The organism is Bradyrhizobium sp. USDA 4461 (assembly GCF_054055655.1).
The window spans coordinates 514,195-535,231 of sequence record NZ_JBSRXM010000001.1; the positions used below are offsets into that span (position 1 = coordinate 514,195).

Below are 21,037 nucleotides of genomic sequence, written 5' to 3' on the forward strand. Positions count from 1 at the left end.
GAATGGCTTTGGGATCAGCGATTGCGCAGCCGGCGGTTGACGCGGCGCGCCAGATAGTCCCCGGCGGTCTGCACGGTCTGCACCAGCGCGATCAGGACGACGACGACCGCCAGCATCATCTCAGGCATGAAGCGCTGATAGCCGTAGCGAATGCCGAGGTCGCCAAGACCGCCGCCGCCGACCGCCCCGACCATCGCGGAGTAGCCGAGCAGGCTGACGACGGCGAGCGTCAGGGCCAGCACCAGGCCCGGCAACGCCTCCGGAATCAGGACCTTGAACACGATCTGCAATGGGCTTGCACCAAATGAAGATGCCGTCTCGATCAGGCCGGCGTCGACCTCGCGGATCGCCGCCTCGACCAGGCGGGCGATGAACGGCGTCGCCGCGATGGTGAGCGGCACGATCGCCGCACCCGAGCCGATCGAAGTGCCGGCGATCAGGCGCGTGAACGGAATGATCGCGACCACCAGGATGATGAACGGGGTCGAGCGCGTAGCATTGACGATCACGCCGAGAATGCCGTTGGCGGGCGGCGCCGCGAACAACTCGCCCTTCCTGCTGGTGGCGAGGAAGATCCCGAGCGGCAGGCCCAATATGGTCGCGACCAGGGCCGCGACCGAGACCATGAACAGGCTCTCGCCAGTGGCCTGAACGATCAGGTTGAAGAGTTCACGCGACATAGCCGAGACGCTCCACCAGAAGGTCATGCTGAGACAGATAGGCCAGGGCCTGCTTCGCGGCGGCTTCACCGCCGGGAATGCCCAGGATCAGCGAGCCGACGTGCTGGCCGCCGATCTCGTCGATCCTGGCCGACAGCAGTGCCACGTCATGAGCCAGCTCGCGCGACAGACGCGCCACCACCGTGTCGCCGGCCTCACTGCCGCGCACCTGTACGCGCAGAACCGCCTTGCCGCCGACAATCGGCTGTGGCGATAGCCGGCTCGTCAGCGAGACCGGAACGCTGTCTCCGATCGCCTCGGACAGGAACGCCTGCGTCACCGGATGCCGGGGATGCGTGAAGATGTCGGCGACATGGCCGCGTTCGACGACATGGCCGCCGTCGATCACCGCGACCTCCTTGGCGAGCTGGCGGACAACCGACATCTCGTGAGTGATCAGCACGATCGTGACACCGAGCTCGCGATTGATATTGGCAAGCAGATCCAGGATCGCGCGCGTCGTCTGCGGGTCGAGCGCCGAGGTTGCCTCGTCGGACAGCAGCACCTTCGGCCGCGTCGCCAGTGCGCGCGCGATCCCGATGCGCTGCTTCTGGCCGCCGGACAGTTCGGAGGGATAGCGGTCGGATTTGTCGGCGATGCCGACGAGCGCGAGCAGTTCTTCCACGCGAACCGCGATGTCGGCCCTGGACCAGCCGGCGATCTCGAGCGGCAGCGCGATATTATCCGCCGCCGTCCGCGACGACAGCAGGTTGAAATGCTGGAAGATCATGCCGATCGAGCGCTGCGCCAGGCGCAGCTCGCGGCCGGCCAGCGCGGAGATCTCGCTGCCATCGACGACGACGCGGCCGGTCGACGGCTTCTCGAGCCCGTTGATGAGGCGAACCAGGCTCGACTTGCCGGCACCGGAACGACCGATCACGCCGGTGATCGAGCCGCGCGCGATCGCGAAATCGATCGCCTGCAACGCATGCACGCTCGGCTTGTCGCGATAGGCCGGATAGACTTTCGATACGCCCTCGAAGCGGATCATCGCATCGTCCGCGCCCGATGCCGGCGATATCGACGGCAGCGGCGCAACGGGCTGCGCCGTCGTCAGGGATTGATGTACATTCATTCAATCGGTCCAATTGGCAGATGGCTTCGATCGCCGGGCCAGCCCGGACTCAATGACCAAAGAGCAGATAGCTGCGGTCGATGCCGCGGAGATCGCGCGTCTCGTCGGTCCAGCCGACCGCGCGGCGGTAACTGCCCAATGCGGCGGTCTGCCGTAGCGCGACTACGTCGGTCGGGCAAGGGGTATCCGCATAGGGCGAGACGTAAAGTGCGTCCTCGGGACAATAGAGTTCGCAGAGAAAGCAGGTCTGGCAATCGCCCTGGCGGGCGATGACCGGAATTCCATCCGTCTTATCGAACACATTGGTCGGGCAGACATTCACGCAGATGTCACACGACGTGCAGCGTTCGGCGTCGATCACCTCGATCATTCCGCAGCCTCGGCGTAAGTGGCGTCGGCATGCGGCCGGACCGCGGTCCAGACCTGATCCAGGCCGCCACTCGTCACATAATGGCGTTGCCGATCGTCCTGATCGGGATAATCGTCGCGGCGATGCATGCCGCGGCTTTCGGTACGCGCCAGCGCGCTGCGATACATCCAGCGCGACGTCGCCAGCATGGCCGCGCTCTCGCGGGCGCGCAGCAGATCATCCTTGCTCGCGGCGTCGGCCGCCGACGCATCGGCCCACGCCGCATCGAGCCGCGCCAGCGCGCCCTCGAGCCGCGACGCGTGCCGGAAGTAGTTCAGCTCATACGGATAGACCTCATCCTGAACTGCCCGCGCCAGTGCGGCCGGCTCAAACGGGCGGCGCGATCGGCTTCGGAACGCAACTGTTCCCGCGGAGGCCAGGCGGCGCTGCCGCGCCGGGCCAAGCTGCCGGGCGTAGCCGGCAGCGCCCCAGCCGGCCCAGGTCCCCGACGACATCGCCCAGGCGGCGTTGTGGCTGCCGCCGCCGGTGAAGCCGCCGCAGACCAATTCGCGCGTCGCCGCATCGCCGGCGGCATAGAGCCCCGGCACGCTGGTGGCGCAGCTGTCGTCGACAATGCGAAGGCCGCCGGTGCCGCGCACGGTGCCTTCGAGCCGCAACGTCACCGGAAACCGCTCGCTGAACGGATCGATGCCGGTGCGATCGAACGGCAGGAAGAAATTCGGCTGCGATGCGCGCATGTCGCGCTGCACCTCGTCATCGGCCTTGTCGAGGCGGGCGTAGACCGGCCCTTGCAGCAATGCGCGCGCGATCGCCGATCGGCCGCCCTTGGATGCCGCGCCGGGAACCACGCTGCCGTCCTCGTAGCTGAAGGTCGCCCAGCCATAGAACAGCGTCTTAGTCACCGAGCCGAACGCCGGCGAAATCGCATAAGGATTAGAGAACTCCATGCTGCTGAATTCGGCACCGACCTCCGCGGCCATCAGATAGCCGTCGCCGGTCAGCACGTTCGAGCCCAGCGTCTTGCTCAGGAACGCGCACCCACCGGTCGCGATCACGACAGCCTTGGCGCGCACGATCCAGCGGTCGTGCTTCTGCCGGCGCACGCCGCTGGCGCCGGCAACCGCGCCGTCATCGTCGACTAGCAACTCGAGCGCGGGGCTGTGATCCAGGATGGTGACGCCGGCCTGCTTGGTACGTTTGCGCATCAGGCGCATGTATTCCGGTCCTTGCAGCGAATTGCGTTGCGACTTGCCGCTGTCATCGACCGGATAAGGGTAGCCCCACGCTGCCAAACGATTGCTGGCCTCATAGGTCTGGTCGAGCACGCGCGCCATCCAGCCGCGGTCTTGCAGATACGCGCCCATCTTCTCGCGGTTGGCCATGGCGGCTTCACGCAACGCCGGATCGGGATCGACATACCAGACACCCGTGCCGGCGGCCGCGGTCGCGCCCGACGTGCCGCAAAACCCCTTGTCGGCGAGCACAACGCGGGCGCCGCGCTCTGCAGCGCTCACCGCAGCCCAGGCGCCCGCCGGTCCGCCGCCGATCACCAGGACATCGGCGTCGAATTCAACCGAGCCGTCCGTTCCGGCCCGCCGTTCGGCGCGTCGATCGTTGGTTGTCATCGTCCAGCTTCTCCACGCGACACCAATCGCTTGCAGATGCGCCGCAGCAACATGCTTACGCGCGCGTGCGCCCCTGGCAATTTCAGATATTTGAACGGACTTGGACGAAGCTTCCCCTGCCGCCGCTCAGCGAAGAATAATCATGCACCGGCGCGGCGGACGTTTCGTCCAATGCCAGAGAGGAAAACGAGTTTTGTCCGCAAACCACGCGGCGGAGGCGGATATTTCTTTTTGCATGCACGCGCCAGCCGTTCGTTCCCTTGTCGCGCGACAGGCGATATGTCGGAAAACATCTCATTTCACTGCGTGGCAGCCATGTCCGATCGTCAGCTTCATCTCAACGTCAATCTGCTGCACTCCGGCGTCTACGCGTCGGCCTGGCGGCTGCCGGAAAGCGATCCGCGCGCCTGCTTCGACGTCGGTCATTACGTGCGCGTCGCAGAGATCGCCGAGCGCGGCAAGCTCGACGCGATCTTCCTGGCCGACACGCCGGCGATCACCGACCGCATCGACTATCGATCCTTCATGTCGATGGAGCCGACCATCGTGCTGGCAACGGTCGCCGCGGCGACCAGCCATATCGGGCTGATCGCGACCGCCTCGACCACCTATAACGAGCCCTACAACATCGCGCGCCGCTTCGCGACGCTGGACCTCGCAAGCGGCGGCCGCGCCGGCTGGAACGCGGTGACCACCGCCGACGCGGCGGCCGGCCGCAATTTCGGCCTCAACAACGTGCTCGAGCACAAGGCCCGCTACGAGCGCGCCAAGGAGTTCGCCGAAGTGGTCCATGCGCTGTGGGACAGCTGGGAGGACGACGCCTTTGTCGGCGACAAGACCGCCGCCCGGTTTGTCGATACGTCGAAGGTGCATCCGATCGCGCATCGCGGCGCCCATTACGCCGTGGCCGGCCCGCTCAATGTGCCGCGTTCGCCGCAGGGCCGTCCGGTGACCGTGCAGGCCGGCGGCTCGAGCGACGGTCGCGAGCAGGCCGAAGCCGTGTTCACGCTGGCGCAGACGATCGACGAAGGCGTCGCCTATGCGCGTGATCTGCGTGCCCGCGCCGCAGCTTACGGCCGCACCGGCGACTCCATCATCATCCTGCCGGGACTTGCCACCGTGATCGGCAGCACCGAAGCCGAAGCGAAGCGGCGGCAGGATGAGCTGTGGGAGCTGGTTCCGATCGAATACAGTGTCGCGCGTCTCGCCGGCACATTGCAGGTCGATCCGGACATCCTCGATCTCGACAAGCCGCTGCCCGATCCGCTGCCGCTGCCCGCGAACGCCAACCACACCATGTTCCAGGGTACCGTGAACATCGCGCGGCGCGGCAACCTCACGGTCCGCCAGCTGCTGCGCGCACTCGGCGGCGGGGTCGGACACCGCATCATCGTCGGCACGCCCGAACAGATCGCCGATGATATCGAATCCTGGTTCAGGGCGGGCGCGGCGGACGGCTTCAATCTGATGCCGGACGTGCTGCCGACCGGGCTCGAGGTCTTCGTCGACAGCGTGGTGCCGATCCTGCGGCGGCGCGGCCTGTTCCGAACCGATTATGCAGGCGCCACCCTGCGCGAGCATTTCGGCTTGCCGCGGCCGGTCAGCCGCTTTGCGCGGCGGATCGGGACTGTGGCCACCGCGTGACGCAGCTAGCGCGATCCGGCCAGCAGCGGCGGAGTGTCGGTCGCGGCAGCAGATGACGCAGCGCGAACGCGCGGGATGATCTCCTTCGCAAAGCGCTCCATCTCGGCCTCGAAAGGCTGGAATTGGAGCATGAACAGCTCGATCCCGGCGGCATGGAACGCCCCGATCCGGGCCGCCACCTCGTCATAGCTGCCGACCAGCCCCGCCGCGGTGCCGCCATTGCTGCCGACCCGTTCCGATTTCTGCATGGTTTGCATCATCACGACCTTCGGATCGGTGTTCTGACGCTGGATCGCCTTCACCGGCGCGTCCTGCCGCGACAGCTCGAGCAGCCGCTGATAGGCAGCCTGCGCCTCGGCCTGCGTCTGGCGTGCGACGACGAACGCGGACAGCCCGAAACGGAGCGGCGCTGACGTCCGTGGCCGCGCCGCAACGTCAGCAATCAGGCCAGCCACATCCTCGAGCGGTTGCCCATTGATGAACCAGACGTCGCCATGGTCGGCGACCAACGCGCGCGCCGGCTCCGACTCGCCGCCGACATAGATCAACGGCCGCGGCCGATAGCGGCTCGTCGGCCGCAAAAGATAGTCACGGACGTCGAAATGCTCGCCCTTGTAGGTCAGCCTTTCGCCCTGCATCAGGCGCGAGACGATCGTGATCCACTCCCGTCCATAGGCGTAACGGGCATCATGCTCGGCAAAGCCGATGCCGGCCTTGTCGAGCTCGGGCCGGTTCCAGGCATTGACCAGGTTGATCGCAAAGCGTCCGCGGCTGATGTTCTCGATCCCGAGCGCAAGCTTGGCGAGCACCACCGGGTGATAGAGATAGGGCTTGATCGCCGCAATGATCTCGATCCGGCTCGTCAATGCGGCGACGGCCGCTGCGGCGCTCCAGGCCTCGAGCTGATCGAGATCCTCCTGATGCGGATTGATCGTGTGCTGCGCGATCAGCGTGGAATCATAGCCCAGCGCCTCAGCCGCAAGCACGAGATCGCGATTGCGCTCCCATGATGCGTCATACGGCTCCTCCGGATCCTGATAGGCACCGCGCGAACCATGAACCAGCGCCCAGATGCCAAAGCGAAGCGGTCGTGCCGACATGCCGTCTCTCCGATATCTCCAGTTACACCGCCGTGTTTTCGAAGAAGCACGCCGGCAGATCAAGCAGCGGCGCATCAAAAGATTTTCCTTGCCGCGCCGCGCGCACCGGGAAACGAGAAAACTCCGAAGGCAACGACAATTGGAAAACGGCTCTATTTCTGTCCGCGAAAAATCGTGGGACAGTTTGCGCCGCATGAACGGCGCTCTCTTTCGAATGACGGCAAACCGTCGAGCGGGAGAACGATGAGCCGCGCCGCGCGCGATCGATGATGTTCGCGCGTGTTGAACGAGGACGGAACAGACTTGAGCAACCTCGAACAGGCCGCACCATCGATCGCGTTCGATTCCGCACAGCGCAGCGATCGCACCGCGCCGAAGGCGCGATTCGAGATCGGTCGGCGCGGCCTGCTGCTGCTGTCGTGGCTTGCTCCGCTCGTGCTTCTCATCGTCTGGGAATCGCTGGCGCACGCCGGCTGGCTCTCGCCGCAGGTGCTGCCGGCCCCGAGCAAGGTGGTCCGGACGGCATTCAAGCTCGCGACATCGGGGAGCCTGCTGAACGATCTCGGCGTCAGCCTGCTGCGGGCGGCGTCCGGGCTTGCGATCGGCGGCAGCATCGGGTTTGCGCTCGGCATCCTGGTTGGCTTCTCGCGGATCGCGGAGGCTGCGATCGATCGCAGCATTCAGATGATCCGCGCGATCCCGTTCCTCGCCGCTCTGCCGCTGGTGATCGTCTGGCTCGGCGTCGGCGAAGCGCAGAAGATCTTTCTGGTCGCGCTCGGCGTCGCCTTCCCGATCTACATCAACACCACACTTGGAATCCGGCAGGTCGACCCAAAACTGGTCGAGCTCGGCCGCGTCCAGGGCCTCGGCACATTTGAGCTGATCCGGCGCGTCGTCCTGCCCGGTGCCCTGCCCTCGATCCTGACCGGCGTCCGCTATGCGCTGGCGACCGCATGGCTGGCCCTGGTGGTCGCGGAGACCATCGGCGCCCAATCCGGCATCGGCTTCCTCGCGATGGATGCGCGCGAATTCCTGCGCACCGACGTGATCGTGCTGACGATCGTGATCTACGCGTTGATCGGCGTTGCCGCCGACGGCATCGCGCGCGCCCTCGAGCGACGGCTGCTGGCCTGGCATCCGAACTATGGGGGCACGCGATGACCGTGCACGCCGTGCCCGCATTGAGTGCGGCTGCACCGGCCGTCGTGGTGACGGGCCTGCAGCGCGCCTACGGCAACCGCGTCGTGATCGAGAACCTCAATCTGCGCATCGAGCGCGGCGAGTTCGTCGTCCTGCTCGGCGAAAGCGGTTGCGGCAAGACCACGCTGCTGCGGGCGCTGGCCGGCCTCGATCCGATCGACGGCGGGCGCATCACGGCGCCGCGGCGGCCGGCCGTCGTGTTCCAGGAGCACCGGCTGCTGCCGTGGGACAGCCTGTGGCGCAACGTCTCGCTCGGCCTCAACGCCACCGACGCCCGGCAGCGTGCCGCGAGCGCGCTCACCGAGGTCGGGCTCGGCGACCGGCTCGATGACTGGCCGCGCAATCTCTCCGGCGGGCAGGCGCAGCGCGTGGCGCTGGCACGCGCGCTGGTACAGGAGCCCGAGCTGCTCCTGCTCGACGAGCCCTTTGCCGCGCTCGACGCGCTGACCCGGATTCGCATGCACGACCTGGTGCGTGAGTTGGTCGACGCGCATCGGCCCGGCGTTCTCCTGGTCACCCACGACGTCGACGAGGCAATCGCGCTTGCCGACCGCATCCTGGTGATGCGCGCAGGCCGCATCGCGTTCGAGCACCGCATGAAACGCAACGGCGCAGCGCCGATCGCACGCAGCGACCTGCTCGCAGAGCTCGGCGTCGGCGCCGCTCACCCCATCCCTGCTTGAGGACCATCCGATGTCTCCCTCCCATCTCACCAAGCCCACCCGTCGCAGCTTCCTCGGCGGCGCGGCCTTCGGCATCGGCGCGCTCGCCGGTTTCGACTTCTGCGAGCCCGCGCAGGCGGCGAGCGGCCGCGTCACCGACACGGTTCGGCTGACCTGGGGCCTGAGCGGGCTCAATCTGATCGCCAAGGAACGCGGCGAGTTCGAGAAGCTGCTGGCCAAGGACGGCATCAAGGTCGAGTGGCTGGGACCGTTCCCGAATCATGCCCCGACGCTGCAGGCCGTGACCGGCGGCAGCGCCGATTTCAGCTTCGGCGGCAGCACGACGCCGGCGCTCGCCGCAATCATTGCCGGCTCGCCGCTGGTGTTCACCCAGTTCGTGGTCTACGAGCCGCGTACCACCGCGATCATCGCGCGGGATGACTCCGGCATCACCAAGGTCGACGACCTGGTCGGCAAGTCGGTGGCGGTGAACCGCTCCGGTCTCGGCGAGTTCCTGCTGGTCGCAGCGCTCGAGAAGCACAACGTCGACCGCTCCAATGTGAAATTCGTCTATCTCAATCCGCCGGACGCCGCGCCGGCGCTCGCCTCCGGCAAGGTCGACGCCTGGTCGATGTGGAGCCCCGGCGTCGACATCGCCCGGCTCGAATACAAGGCGCACGATATCTTCCTGGAAGGCCGCGATCTCGAGTTCCAGATCGACTACACGTCCTATCTGACCACAAGGAAATTCGCGACCGAGAATCCCGCGCTGGTCCGCGCCGTCAATGATGCCTTCCGCGCCGAAGGCAAATGGATCTCCGAGAACAGCAGGGACGCCGAATACATCGCGCAGAAGGCCGGCAAGTACAGCGACCAGGTCCGCGACCAGTTCATCGCGCTGAACCGGCAGTATCGCTACTTCGCCGCCAATGACGAGGGCTTCCTTGCCGAGCTGCAACGCGCCGCCGACTGGCTGGTCGCACGCAAGGTGCTCCCGGAGCCGATCAAGGTCACCGACCACCTGGCCCAGGTCTGATCAACAACCGTCAATTCAATCACCGCCATTCGGAACACATCCATGAACAAGCCCGTCACCGCCACCTCGCTGGAGGCCTCCGACCGCCTCGGCAATCATGCGCTCGACATCGACGCGTTGCTCGGCCATATCGCGGAAGGAGCCAGCGAGCGCGAACGCGAGCGCGTGCTGCCGTTTGCGGAGATCGATCTCATTCGCAAGGCCCGGCTTGGCGCATTGCGGCTTCCGCTCGAGGCCGGCGGCGCCGGCCTGTCGATCCGCGCCCTGTTCGAGATCGTCATCCGCCTCGGCGAAGCCGACGCCAATGTCGCGCATATCCTGCGCAACCATTTCAGCGTCGTCGAGCGGCTGGTGCGCCGGCCGAAGGACGAGCAGCACAGACAGTGGCAGAAGGCGGTCGCCGAAGGCGCGATCATTGGCCTTGCGGCGACCGAGCTCGACACGCCGAAGGTCGGCAATGTCACGCCGAACACGACACTCACCGCGGACGGCGACGATTACCTGCTCAACGGCTCCAAATATTACAGCACCGGGACGCTGTATTCGGACTACGTGCTGGTCCGCACCGCCGATGCATCCGCGACCAACGCGGCCGTGCTGATTCCGGTCAAGCGCGACGGCATCGAGCTGGTCGACGACTGGGACGGCCTCGGGCAGCGGCTGACGGCGACCGGCACCACGCATTTCCGCAATGTGCGCGTCAAGCGGCAGGAAGTCGTGTTCGATGCGCCGGATGTCGGTTACGGCATTCCCTACTCCAACACGTTTGCCCAGCTGTTCCTGACCGCGATCAATGCCGGCATCGCGCGCGCCGTGCTGCGGGATGCCACCGACCTGGTGCGAACCCGCAAGCGGACGTTCTACTACGCGCCGAGCGAGGTTCCGGCGGACGATCCACTGCTGCAACAGACCGTCGGCCAGATCGCAAGCGGCGCATTCGCGGCCGAGACGGTCGTGCTCGCAGCCGCCGAAGCGCTCGATGCCGCCACCGACGCTTTCGATGCGGGCGATGCGAACGCCGTCGACGCGGCGCACAAGGCCGCGCTGCTGTCGGCCAAGGCCAAGATCGTCGCGGACGAATTCGCGATCCGAAGCGGCAGCCTGCTGTTCGACGTCGGCGGCGCATCCGCCACCAAGAAGGCGACCAATTTCGACCGCCACTGGCGCAACGCGCGCACGCTGGCGTCGCACAATCCGAACACCTTCAAGACACGCTCGATCGGACAATACGAGATCAGCGGCACGCCGCTGCCCGCCAAGGGCTTCTTCTAGCGGAGCCCGATCCGGCGCGGCAAGACAAGGGAGTCACTCGATGAGCAGGCCGGATATCCATCTCGTCGACGCCGACCACGAGATCGAGCGTCAATTCCGCCTTGTCATGCGCCGGCTCCCCGGCGGCGTCTGCATCATCACCGCCGGACAGGGCGAGGACATCACCGGCATGACGGTGACCTCGCTGACCTCGCTCAGCGCCAGCCCGCCCCGGCTCCTGGTCAGCATCAACCGGCAGGCATCCTCGTTCGCACCGATTGCCCGCCATCGGCTGTTTGGCGTCAACATCCTCGGCTCGGACCAGCAGGCCCTGGCCGAGCGCTTCAGCAACAGCCAGCTGAGAGGCCGAGAGCGCTTCGACGGCACCGACTGGACGCATGGAGCTTCCGGCGTGCCGCTGCTGCGGCAGTCGCTTGCCGTCGTCGAATGCCAGGTCGAGGAGATCATCGAGCGGCATTCCCACGGCATCATCGTCGGCCGCCTCTCCAGCATGGAACTGTCGCATCGGCTATCCGGCCTCACCTACTGGAACGGACAGTATGTTCAGATCGATCACGAAGCCGATCTCGACCTGTTGGCCGAAGTCAGCATTCCCCTGGCGCATGTCCGTTAGGACACGGAAGGTCCAGCATGAAGCGCGAAACGCCACCGCCGTCTTCTCCATCGTCAGCCGGCAGGGTCGGCAGAGCGCCGGGCCGCTGGCAGCTCGACCGGATCGTGGCCGAGTTGCGCACGTCGCGCGAGGAGACCCACAGTATCCGGCGCGACGGCGAGCCTCGCCGTGCGCCCTCGCGCGATGCGCTGGAGGCGATCCTCGACGGCCTCACCGAGGCGCTGTTTCCGCGCCACTACGGCCAATCGGATCTCGACGGCGAGAACATCGACTATTTCGTCGGCAACACGCTGACCACGGCGCTGGATTCGCTCAGCGCGCAGATTCATCGCGGCGCATTGTTCGTCGGCGATGAGCTTGAGCCGGGCTTTGTGCATGAGGAGGCGATCGAGCTGACGCGCGGCTTCGCCGCCCAGCTGCCGCTGGTCCGCGGGCTTCTGATCAACGATCTGCGGGCGGCGTTCGTCGGCGACCCGGCGGCGCGGAATTTTCCCGAGATCCTGATCGGCTATCCCGGAATGACCGCCATCATCCACCATCGCCTTGCCCACCTGCTCTACCAGATCGGCGCGCGGCTGGTGGCGCGGTTGATGTCGGAGATCGCCCACACCAGGACCGGCATCGATATTCATCCCGGCGCCCGGATCGGCTCCGGCTTCTTCATCGATCACGGCACCGGCGTCGTGATCGGCGAGACCGCCATCATCGGCAACAACGTCCGGGTCTATCAGGCGGTCACACTCGGCGCGCGCCACTTCCCGACCGACGACGCGGGCCATGTGATCAAGGGCGACGCCCGTCACCCGATCGTCGAGGACGACGTCGTGATCTATGCCGGCGCAACCATTCTTGGCCGGATCACGATCGGCCGCGGCTCGACCATCGGCGGCAACGTCTGGCTGACCAAGGACGTGCCGCCGAACAGCATCGTGACGCAGGCCGCCGCACGAAACAGCCCGAGCGGACCCTGGAACGGCGATCTCACGCCGCAACCGGCGCCTTCCATCGCATCAAGCGGCGCTCAAATGCCTCCAGGATCGCGTTGAACGCCAGCCCGATGACGGTGATCCCGATGATGCCGAAATACATCTGCGGGATCAGGAAGCTGTACTGACTGTTGATGATGAGATAGCCGAGACCGGCCTTGGCGCCGACCATCTCGGATGCGACCAGCACCAGCATCGCCGAAGCGCTGGCGAGACGTATGCCGACAAAGATCGTTGGCAGCGCCGCCGGAAAGATCACCTTGCGGAACAGCTGCTGCGGCGTCGCACCCATCGTCCGCGCCGATTTGATCAAGAGCGGATCGACCTGTTTCACCGCGGCGATGGTGTTGAGCAGCAGCGGCCAGGCACAGCTATAGACCACCATCGTGATCTTCGAGAGCTCGCCGATTCCAAGCAGCAGGATGAACACCGGTAGCAGCGCGAGCGGCGCGGTATTCCGACAGATCTCGATGAACTGGTTCAGGAGGTCGCCGAGCCTTGTGTACCAGCCGACGGCCAGCCCCAGCGGGACGAACAACCCGACCGATACCAGAAACCCACTGAGGGCGCGGAGCAGGCTCGCGGAGGCATCATCATAGAGCTCACCGCTTTGCGCGAGCTGCCAGCCTGCGGCGATGACATCGGAGAATGGCGGCAGAAACACCGCGTCGATCAAGCCAAGCCGCGGAGCCGCTTCCCAGATGGCCAACAGTGCGATCAGCAACAGGGAGCGGCGCCGCAAAGCAGCCAGGCCGCGGATCGCGACGCGCGCGCTCAACCACGGTAACGGCCGACGCTCCGCTCCCGTGAGCGCCTCTCGCCGCCCATGCGCGAGCTCCAGCAATGGCAGCATTTCAAGGCTGGACATGAGCAAGCTCCTTCACGTCGCGGTCGACACGGCCCGCGCTCCCCGCCGATTGTCCCTGCTGCGCCTTCTGCACTTCCTCGCGGAGCAGGCTCCAGATCTCATGACGCACACGGCCGAATTCCGGCAGCGAACGCACGTCCTCAGCCTCGCTGCGCAACGGCTCCGGGATATCGACGATCTGCTTGATCCGCCCCGGACGCGACGTCATGACCGCGACGCGCTGGCCGAGCACGACCGCCTCGTCGATGCCATGGGTGATGAAGATGATCGTCTTGCCGGTGGCACGCCAGATCCGCAACAACTCGCCCTGCAACGTTTCGCGGGTCTGGGCGTCGAGCGCGGCGAACGGCTCGTCCATCAGCAGCACTTCCGGATCATAGGCAAGGCTCCGCGCGATCGCGACGCGCTGCTTCATGCCGCCGGAAAGCTCGTGCGGATAACGGTCGGCAAAACCGGACAGGCCGACCAAGTCGAGAAAGTGCCGCGCGATATCTCCGCGCTGTTTCGACTTGAGTCCGGCGATATCAAGCCCGAACTCGACATTCTGCGCGGCCGTGCGCCAGGGAAACAGCGCGTATTGCTGGAATACGACGCCGCGGTCGCGTCCCGGCCCGACGATCGGCCGCCCATCGAGCAGGATGCGTCCGCTGGTCGGCGTTGCAAGCCCGCCCAAAAGATCAAGCAAGGTCGATTTGCCGCAACCGCTTGGACCGACCAGGGCAAGGAATTCGCCTGCGTGCACATCGAACGTGATGTCCTCGAGCGCGGTGAAGCGGCCCGCCGGGCGGCCACCTTCGCCTCGCGTGACGAACTCCTTGCGGACCTTGTCAAAGCTGATCTTGACCGAAGTCATCGCGCCTCCGCCGTCTTTCCGGGGCGGAAATAGTTGAACTCGTTGGTATAGGCGTCCGAGGCTTTGATCTGGCCCGGCTTGAGCAACCCATCCTTGACCAGCCAGTCGATCCAGACCTGGAGCTCGGCATCCGAGATCACGCCGCCCTTGGACGCAACGCCGGTGCTCTTCCAGTATTTGATCGAGGAGGCATCCTCGTTGCGCTTGCGCTCGGCGATGATCCGGTCGAACCGGGCCCGCACCTCGTCCGGCGGTGTCGTTTGCGCCCACTGGATGGCGCGCGAGATACCCTCCACCAGCTTGCGAGCGGTGTTCGGATTGTCCTTGATGAACTTCTCCCGCAGCACATAGGCTCCGCCGGTGAATTGACCAAACAGGTCGGTATCGTTGAACAGCGAGCGGATGCCGCCGCGTTCCAGCGCCTTGTCACGCAACACGCCGCTCAGCGCGCTCACCTCGACCTGCCCCTGGCGCAGCGCCTGCTCGCCGGTGACGGGCGGGACCGCCACCAATGTCACCTGCTTGGCCTCGCCGGCGCTGAGGCCGTTTCGCGCCAGATACTCGCGCAGCACGAACTCCAGATGGGCGCCCAACGTATTGACCGCGACCTTCTTGCCGATCAGGTCGCGAGCCGCCTTGATCGGACGGTCGTCCTTCACGAAGTAGCCGTAATAGGTGTTGGCGTCGGAGCCGTAATAGCCGACCACCGCCTTGATCGGTGCTTTCGCTGCGATCAACTTGATGATGGCGCCATAGAAAGCACCGCCGATGTCGATGTCGCCGGTGACGACGGTCTGGATGTCCTGGGGTCCGCTGATGGTGTTGCCGACCCATTTCAGCTTGAGCGGTGCCAGATAGCCGAGATCCTCGGCAAGCTCGGTGAATGTCACCTGCCCGGCCCAACCCTGATAGCGGATCTCGGTCTTCTCAAGCGGCAGCTCGGCGAAGGCCGGAGCGGTCAGACCGAATGCAAGAGCGCCGGCCAGCAGCAGTCGCGCAGCGCGGCGCGCGGCCGCTCGCCGCGCGCGAAGGATTCGAATGATGGCGTTCATCGTGTTGCTCCGATCGTCAGGCCGCCTGCGCGGCCTGCGGCTTCGGCGATTTGATGCGCGTCACACTATGGCGGCCGTCGACGCTGACCGGTACCTCGCCATCGATGGTCGCGCGCCGCACCACGCGATGCTGATCGCCGTAGTCGTTGACGGCGTAATGCTGAGTCGCGCGATTGTCCCAGATCGCAACGTCTCCGGCCCGCCAGCTCCAGCGCACGGTGTTTTCCGGGGACGTGATGTGGGACTGGAACAGGTCGAACAGCTTCTGGCCGTCATATTTCGGCAGACCGACGAAGCGCTGCACGAAATTTCCCAGCACGAGCGTACGCTCGCCGGTCTCGGGATGCACCCGCACGACCGGATGCTCGGTCTCATAGATCGTTCCGGTGAACACCTCGTCGAAATGCTTTCTGTCGGCGTCGGTGGCGCGCGACTTCACGGCGTAGTCATAGGCATTGCTGTGAACCGCCCAGAGTTCGTCGGCGAGCTTGCGCAGCGGTGCAGGCAGGTCGAGATAGGCGGCCGCCGTGTTCGACCAGACCGTGTCGCCACCATAGGGCGGGATCACCACGCCGCGCAGCACGGAGATCTTCGGATAGGCATCGACGAATGTGACGTCGGTGTGCCACTGATCCGCGCGGCCACCGCCCCGCCCCGAGTCGAGCTCGAGGATCGACGACGTGCCCTTGCTGGCGCCGATGGTCGGATGCGGCACCAATTTGCCGAGCCGGACCGCAAAACGCTCCTGTTCGGCATCGTCGAGATGCCCCTGATCGTGAAAGAAGATGACCTTGTGCTCGAGCAGCACCTGGTTGATCGCACGGACGACGGGGTCAGGAAGATCGCCCGACAGCTTCACATTCCTGATCTCGGCACCAAGCCGGGCGGCGCGCTTGACGATATCGGCGCGTGGAATGACGTTGTCGATGGTGGTCGTGCTGCTCATGGTTTTTGCTCTCGTCGCCGCGATCCCGAGGACAAGGCTCCGCCATACGCCGGTCGCGGAAGCGACGGCGGAGATGAATGATGTACCGTAAGCGTCGCTATTCCGCCGCGACCGGCCGCGGCGGCCGCCAGACGGCCGGCGCATAGAGCTCGGCGGCAAAGTCTTCCGCAATTTCCCCGTTGATGCGGGCTTCGTGAGATGCAAGGTCGGCCAGAAACAGATCGCGGCTGATCCTGGCCGTGATTCCCGGAATGTCCCGCTTGAAGCTTGGAACGTCGCCGATCGGCAGGCCGAAGCTGACAAACGCCGCCGGGTTGAAGACGTGGATGTCCTTCAGATAGGGCGCGCGGCCCGGCACCTTCTCCAGATATTCGTGCCCGGCGCCGAGATAAGGATAGGCTGCAAGCGTATCGTCGGTCTCGCCATCCTGCGGCGCGAGGCGATCCCGCCACAGCAGGATTTCATCGGCGAAGTCGCGCAACTCGAGCTGCGCGCCGAGATCGACCGAATAGCCTGTCCCCGCAATCGCGAAATCGAACGCGAACTCGCCGTGCGGGGTCGTCACGGCCGGCCGCACACCCTTCAACCGCGCCGAGAGCAGGGGCGCGCCGAGATGCAGGTGGAAGTTGGGGAATGCCACCGCGCGCGAGATCGCGTCCGGCGGCGGGGTCGAGCCGGCCTGCCGGAACCGGATCGCCTGACGCCAGCGCACTGCGTCGGGCAGACTGGCATAGTTGTCGTAAGCACCGGGATAGCCACGGATCCGGATGACCGGCAGCGAGGCCAGCACCTCGCGGCGGGCAAACAGACGAACCTCCCGTGCTCCGGCCTCAAGCGCCACAGCTGCTGCATCGAAGGCCGACGCCGCACTCCCGATCACCGCAACGGCAAGGCCGCGCAGCGTCCTGAAATCGATCTTCTCCGACGTGTGCGCATGGAAACGCTTCGGCAGCGCCTGCAGCACATCAGGAACGTAAGCGCCGCCGCTGCCGGCGAAGCCGGTTGCAAGCACGAGCTTGCGTGTGGTTTCGACGACCGCGGCGCCGTTGCGCTCCAGGTGCAGCCGCAAATGATCGGTCGCGGGCTCGATGCGGAGCAGTCGCGTGCCGTACCGAATGGTGACGCCGGTCGCCCGACGATACCAGTCGAGATAGGCCGTCCAGTCGAGCCGTGGAATCCGATCGAGCGCATCGAAGGCGGCGGCGCCATGACGCGCCTCATACCACGCCTGGAAGCCAAGACCGGGCAGACCGAGCTCCGGACCCGGAAGCGTCTTTGGCGTGCGAAGCTTGTGCATGCGCGCGCTCGTCAACCACACGCCGGCCTTGCCGGCATCGGCCGCGGCATCGATGACGGAGACCTTGCCGATCCCTGCCCGCCGAAGCGCGAATGCGAAGGTCGAGCCGGACTGACCGCCGCCGACCACAACGACGTTATGATCCAGTCCGTCGCGATCGGGGACCCAGTTCTGCGGGTCGGGCCCGATCAGCCGCAGGGCTTCACGGGCGACGCTGTCAGGATCGGATTGCGGCATGCAGGGACAACCTCGCTTTGACACCGCAAATCGTAAAAGCGATCGACGTTCAGTCAATGAAACGAAACCAGCTTTGTTTTCCACGCCGGGCAATGTTCGCGTCGTTGGAGATGCAGGCAACGAAATATTTGAAGTGATCATCGCTCGCCCGTGCATCCCACGTGCATTGCAGCAGCCGAAATCGAAGCGGCCTGCCGGCAACTCCGCTTGAATCCTCGGCTTGCGCGATCAAGTCGACCGCAGTCGTCTCCGATCGGCGACGAACTCGTCACGTTCATGCTCGCCCGCCACGAAACAACGCAAATTCATTTCACCGTTGCCGACATAAGGTTCGATGCAACGCATCGCGCCGGACGTGGCGCCGCGAAACGATGGGTCCCTCGTCATGCCTCGAACCGGTGGCGACATCAGCCTTGACCACGACACGCCGGAGCTCGCCCGCTCCTATGACGAGGCGGGGCTTGTTCAATTCCGCCACGGCAAGTTCCTGATCGGACCGCTCGCCATCAAGTCGGGCGAGCGCGTGCTCGACATCGGGACAGGAACGGGCCGGCTTGCGGAGTTCGTGGCCGGACTGGTCGGCCCGAACGGCCACGTGATCGGAATCGATCCGCTCGCCGGACGGATCGAAATCGCGCGCCTTCGGCAGGGGAATAACCTCCAGTTCGCGACCGGGCGGGCCGAGGACCTCTCAGGCTTCGACGACGGGCAGTTCGACGCGGTCTACCTCAACAGCGTCTTCCACTGGATTTCCGACAAGGACCGCGCCCTGCGCGAGATCCGGCGGGTGCTCAAGCCCGGGGGCCGCCTTGGATTGAATGTGCAGGATCCGTCCCACCCGCACCAGTCGCGTCTGCTGCTCCGTCGTGCCATCGTCGAAGCCGGTCTTGCCGGCGATCGCCGCGATTCCAACCCGGTGCTCGGGTCGACGGACGAGGAGCTCAAATCGTCGTTCGCCGCACACGGCTTTATCGGGTACCGCAGCGAGCTGCGGGCGCTGGTCGACATCCACGACGATGCCGCATCGCTGCTGCAATGGTCCGAAGCGAGCGCGTTCGGCAACTTCCTCGAATCGTTCACGCCGCACGAGCGTGAGCAGGTTCGTCGCGCCTTTGCGCGCCTCGTCGAGGAGAAGCGCACGCCGGAGGGCCTGAGGCTGGAGCGCTATTTGCGCTTCGCGTTCGCGCACAAGGCGCCGCCCCAGTAACAACGAGCACAACTCGCGAGCCTCGACATGAACAAACGGCAGCTTTCCCTCAATCTCTTCATCTATCCCGGCGGCCATCACGAGGCGGCATGGCGCTACAAGGGGTCTGCCGCGGATCGAATCCTCGATGTCACCTACTACCAGGAGCTGGCGCAGCGCGCCGAGGCCCAGAAATTCGACGCGATCTTCTTCGCCGACGGACCGGCGCTCGCCGACAATGTCCGCTATGCGCAGCGCTTCCGCTTCGAGCCGATCACCTGGCTGGCCGCGATCGCGGTCGCGACCAAGCGCATCGGCCTGATCGCGACGGCATCGACGACCTACACCGAGCCGTACAACCTTGCGCGCCTGTTCGCGTCGCTCGATCATCTCAGCGGCGGCCGCGCCGGCTGGAACATCGTCACCACAAGCACCGCCCAGGCGGCGCAGAACTTCGGCCTGCCCGAGCATCCGCCGCACCACGAACGCTACGAGCGGGCGCGGGAATATCTCGATGTCATCACCCGGCTGTGGGACAGCTGGGAAGACGACGCCGTGGTGAACGATCCCGCGTCGGGCGTATTCGCCGACACCGGCAAGATTCACGCGATCGATCACATCGGAAAGCATTTCCGGGTGCGCGGTCCGCTCAACATCTCACGGACGCCGCAAGGACGGCCGGTCTATGTCCAGGCCGGCTCGTCCGATGATGGACGCGCCTTTGCCGCGCGCTTTGCCGAAGCGATCTTCACCGCGCATCAGACGCTGGCCAGCGCCCAGGAATTCTATGCCGACATCAAGCGACAGGCCCGCGCCTTCGACCGCAACCCCGATCAGGTCAAGATCCTGCCCGGCATCAGCCCGTTCATCGCCAGCAACCAGGTCGAAGCCGACCGGCTGCAGGACGAGTTCAACGAGCTGATCCAGCCGGAATATTCCCTGACCCAGCTGCGCCAGATGATCGGGCTCGACCTCTCCGGCTTCGATCTCGACGGCCCCTTCCCGCGCCACCTGATCGACACCGGCAGCGCCCGCGGGGTGGCGAGCCGCTTCAAGCTCGTGGTCGACATCGTCGATCGCGAGAAGCCGACCATCCGTCAACTGGTGCAGCGGCTGGCGGGCGCGCGCGGTCACTGGGTGATCGCGGGTCCGCCGGAGAAGATCGCCGACAACATCCAGGCCTGGTTCGAGAACGGCGCGGCCGACGGCTTCAACGTGATGCCGCCCTGGCTGCCCGGCGGCTTCGATCTGTTCGCCGAGCAGGTGGTGCCGATCCTGCGCAAGCGCGGCCTGTTCCGCGACGAGTACACCGGCACGACGCTGCGCGACCATTACGGCCTGAACCGGCCGGAAAGCCTGTTCTCCGGATCGATCAAGGCGATCGCCTGACGCGTCCGCGAGTCCAGTGACATTTGCCCAGAAACCAAGGATTTGACGATTCCAATGACCACCGCGCGTATCCGCTTCCTGTCGGCCCTCGCCACCTTCGTCGTGCTGTCCGGCGCAGCCTTGGACGCTGAGACATCAGCCCGGCCAGACTTGAAGGTCGGCTTTGTGCCAGGCCCTTACATCGACGAGTTCAAGGTCGGCGTCGCGCCGGAGCTGGAGAAGAAGGGCTACCATATCCGCTATGTCGAGTTCTCGACCGGGTTGGAGGCGAACAATGCCGTGTTCAAGGGCGAGATCGACGCCAATGTCATGCAGCACACGATCTTCCTGAACTCGTACAACGAGCGGCAGCAGACCGACCTGGTCGGCATCGTTCACGTTCCGACGCCGCCGATGGGGCTCTACTCGAAGAAGCACGCGGTGGGTTCGCCGATCAAGCCGGGCTCGACCGTGGCCGTGCCCAACGATCCCGTCAACCTGCAGCGCGCGCTCTGGATCCTGCGCGATCTCGGCCTCGTCGAGATCCGCGACTCCAAACCGGTCGATGTCAGCGAACTCGACGTCATCAAGAATCCCGGCGGCATCAAGATCGTGCCGCTGGAAGCGGCACAGGCGCCACGCGCGCTCGACGACGTCGATTTCGCCGCCATCCAGGGCAACTTCGCGATCTACAGCGGCTTGAAGCTGACCAATGCCTTCGCGCTGGAGAAGATGACGACGCCCTATATCAACGTGGTCGCGGTGAAGAAGGCCAATGCGGATTCTGCGTGGGCGCAGGATATCGTCGCCGGCTACAAATCGCAGACCTTCAAGACCGCGATCCTGTCGGATCGATTCTATGACGGGTTTACCTTGCCCGATTACCTGAAATGAGCGTCCGAAAGTTGCGGCGGCTTGCGAGCAGCCG

Annotated in this window: 21 protein-coding genes; 11 read left to right on the top strand and 10 right to left on the bottom strand. The window is 65.5% G+C overall.

From position 1 onward, the window contains the following. Positions 1-14: 14 nt before the first annotated feature. The 4 genes from ACVINW_RS02485 to ACVINW_RS02500 are packed head-to-tail and all read right to left on the bottom strand — an operon-like array spanning position 15 to position 3,789. Positions 15-680 (bottom strand): methionine ABC transporter permease, encoded by a 666-nt coding sequence (locus tag ACVINW_RS02485; protein WP_456749835.1) that lies wholly within the window; start codon positions 678-680, stop codon positions 15-17. After that, positions 670-1,794 (bottom strand): methionine ABC transporter ATP-binding protein, encoded by a 1,125-nt coding sequence (locus ACVINW_RS02490; protein ID WP_456749836.1) that lies wholly within the window; start codon positions 1,792-1,794, stop codon positions 670-672. Before ACVINW_RS02490 ends, ACVINW_RS02485 begins: the two co-directional genes overlap by 11 nt. Before the next feature lie 49 nt (positions 1,795-1,843). Further along, positions 1,844-2,164 (bottom strand): 4Fe-4S binding protein, encoded by a 321-nt coding sequence (locus ACVINW_RS02495; RefSeq protein WP_456749837.1) that lies wholly within the window; start codon positions 2,162-2,164, stop codon positions 1,844-1,846. Beyond that, positions 2,161-3,789 (bottom strand): FAD-dependent oxidoreductase, encoded by a 1,629-nt coding sequence (locus ACVINW_RS02500; RefSeq protein ID WP_456749838.1) that lies wholly within the window; start codon positions 3,787-3,789, stop codon positions 2,161-2,163. The genes ACVINW_RS02495 and ACVINW_RS02500 overlap by 4 nt, the downstream gene beginning before the upstream one ends. Positions 3,790-4,104: 315 nt before the next feature. Here ACVINW_RS02500 and ACVINW_RS02505 point away from each other — a divergent pair, with 315 nt between their 5' ends. Next, positions 4,105-5,433, top strand: a complete 1,329-nt coding sequence (locus ACVINW_RS02505; RefSeq protein WP_456749839.1) for an LLM class flavin-dependent oxidoreductase — start codon at positions 4,105-4,107, stop codon at positions 5,431-5,433. A gap of 5 nt (positions 5,434-5,438) precedes the next feature. Here ACVINW_RS02505 and ACVINW_RS02510 read toward each other — a convergent pair whose 3' ends face one another. Beyond that, a complete protein-coding gene (locus tag ACVINW_RS02510; protein WP_456749840.1) occupies positions 5,439-6,533 on the bottom strand; it encodes an LLM class flavin-dependent oxidoreductase in 1,095 nt (364 codons plus the stop codon). Between the two features lie 390 nt (positions 6,534-6,923). On the opposite strand from ACVINW_RS02510, the gene ACVINW_RS02515 reads away from it, so the two are divergent. Genes ACVINW_RS02515 through epsC form a run of 6 tightly spaced genes read left to right on the top strand, consistent with a single transcriptional unit; the run spans position 6,924 to position 12,362 of the window. Next, complete coding sequence (locus ACVINW_RS02515; RefSeq protein WP_456756280.1) at positions 6,924-7,694, top strand: ABC transporter permease subunit; 771 nt, start codon at positions 6,924-6,926, stop codon at positions 7,692-7,694. Further along, positions 7,691-8,416 carry an ABC transporter ATP-binding protein gene (locus ACVINW_RS02520; protein ID WP_456749841.1) on the top strand — a complete coding sequence of 242 codons (726 nt, stop codon included), beginning with the start codon at positions 7,691-7,693 and terminating at the stop codon, positions 8,414-8,416. Before ACVINW_RS02515 ends, ACVINW_RS02520 begins: the two co-directional genes overlap by 4 nt. A 10-nt stretch (positions 8,417-8,426) precedes the next feature. Further along, positions 8,427-9,431 (top strand): NrtA/SsuA/CpmA family ABC transporter substrate-binding protein, encoded by a 1,005-nt coding sequence (locus ACVINW_RS02525; RefSeq protein ID WP_456749842.1) that lies wholly within the window; start codon positions 8,427-8,429, stop codon positions 9,429-9,431. A 42-nt stretch (positions 9,432-9,473) separates the two neighbouring features. Continuing rightward, positions 9,474-10,703: an acyl-CoA dehydrogenase family protein gene (locus ACVINW_RS02530; RefSeq protein ID WP_456749843.1), complete on the top strand. Its 1,230-nt coding sequence runs from the start codon at positions 9,474-9,476 to the stop codon at positions 10,701-10,703. 40 nt (positions 10,704-10,743) lie between these two features. After that, the gene (locus tag ACVINW_RS02535) at positions 10,744-11,316 is read left to right on the top strand and encodes a flavin reductase family protein (protein WP_456749844.1); all 573 of its coding nucleotides are present in this window, start codon (positions 10,744-10,746) and stop codon (positions 11,314-11,316) included. 17 nt (positions 11,317-11,333) lie between these two features. Beyond that, positions 11,334-12,362: a serine O-acetyltransferase EpsC gene (epsC, locus tag ACVINW_RS02540; RefSeq protein ID WP_456749845.1), complete on the top strand. Its 1,029-nt coding sequence runs from the start codon at positions 11,334-11,336 to the stop codon at positions 12,360-12,362. On the opposite strand, the gene ACVINW_RS02545 is transcribed toward epsC, so the two are convergent. From ACVINW_RS02545 to ACVINW_RS02565, 5 genes are all read right to left on the bottom strand, one after another. After that, on the bottom strand, positions 12,298-13,170 hold the full coding sequence (locus tag ACVINW_RS02545) for an ABC transporter permease (RefSeq protein ID WP_456749846.1): 873 nt from the start codon (positions 13,168-13,170) through the stop codon (positions 12,298-12,300). The two genes, epsC and ACVINW_RS02545, sit on opposite strands and share 65 nt — an antisense overlap. Continuing rightward, entirely contained in the window at positions 13,157-14,023 is an 867-nt protein-coding gene (locus ACVINW_RS02550) for an ABC transporter ATP-binding protein (RefSeq protein WP_456749847.1), read from the bottom strand. The genes ACVINW_RS02545 and ACVINW_RS02550 overlap by 14 nt, the downstream gene beginning before the upstream one ends. After that, complete coding sequence (locus ACVINW_RS02555) at positions 14,020-15,075, bottom strand: ABC transporter substrate-binding protein (protein ID WP_456749848.1); 1,056 nt, start codon at positions 15,073-15,075, stop codon at positions 14,020-14,022. The genes ACVINW_RS02550 and ACVINW_RS02555 overlap by 4 nt, the downstream gene beginning before the upstream one ends. Before the next feature lie 16 nt (positions 15,076-15,091). Next, complete coding sequence (locus tag ACVINW_RS02560; protein WP_456749849.1) at positions 15,092-16,021, bottom strand: TauD/TfdA dioxygenase family protein; 930 nt, start codon at positions 16,019-16,021, stop codon at positions 15,092-15,094. A 97-nt stretch (positions 16,022-16,118) separates the two neighbouring features. After that, positions 16,119-17,555, bottom strand: a complete 1,437-nt coding sequence (locus ACVINW_RS02565) for an FAD-dependent oxidoreductase (protein ID WP_456749850.1) — start codon at positions 17,553-17,555, stop codon at positions 16,119-16,121. On the opposite strand from ACVINW_RS02565, the gene ACVINW_RS02570 reads away from it, so the two are divergent. From ACVINW_RS02570 to ACVINW_RS02585, 4 genes are all read left to right on the top strand, one after another. Next, complete coding sequence (locus ACVINW_RS02570) at positions 17,554-17,766, top strand: hypothetical protein (RefSeq protein WP_456749851.1); 213 nt, start codon at positions 17,554-17,556, stop codon at positions 17,764-17,766. The two genes, ACVINW_RS02565 and ACVINW_RS02570, sit on opposite strands and share 2 nt — an antisense overlap. Positions 17,767-17,889: 123 nt before the next feature. Then, positions 17,890-18,762, top strand: a complete 873-nt coding sequence (locus ACVINW_RS02575; RefSeq protein ID WP_456749852.1) for a class I SAM-dependent methyltransferase — start codon at positions 17,890-17,892, stop codon at positions 18,760-18,762. Positions 18,763-18,789: 27 nt separating this feature from the next. Next, positions 18,790-20,130 (top strand): LLM class flavin-dependent oxidoreductase, encoded by a 1,341-nt coding sequence (locus ACVINW_RS02580; RefSeq protein WP_456749853.1) that lies wholly within the window; start codon positions 18,790-18,792, stop codon positions 20,128-20,130. Positions 20,131-20,184: 54 nt separating this feature from the next. Then, positions 20,185-21,003, top strand: a complete 819-nt coding sequence (locus tag ACVINW_RS02585; RefSeq protein WP_456749854.1) for a MetQ/NlpA family ABC transporter substrate-binding protein — start codon at positions 20,185-20,187, stop codon at positions 21,001-21,003. Positions 21,004-21,037: the final 34 nt, after the last annotated feature.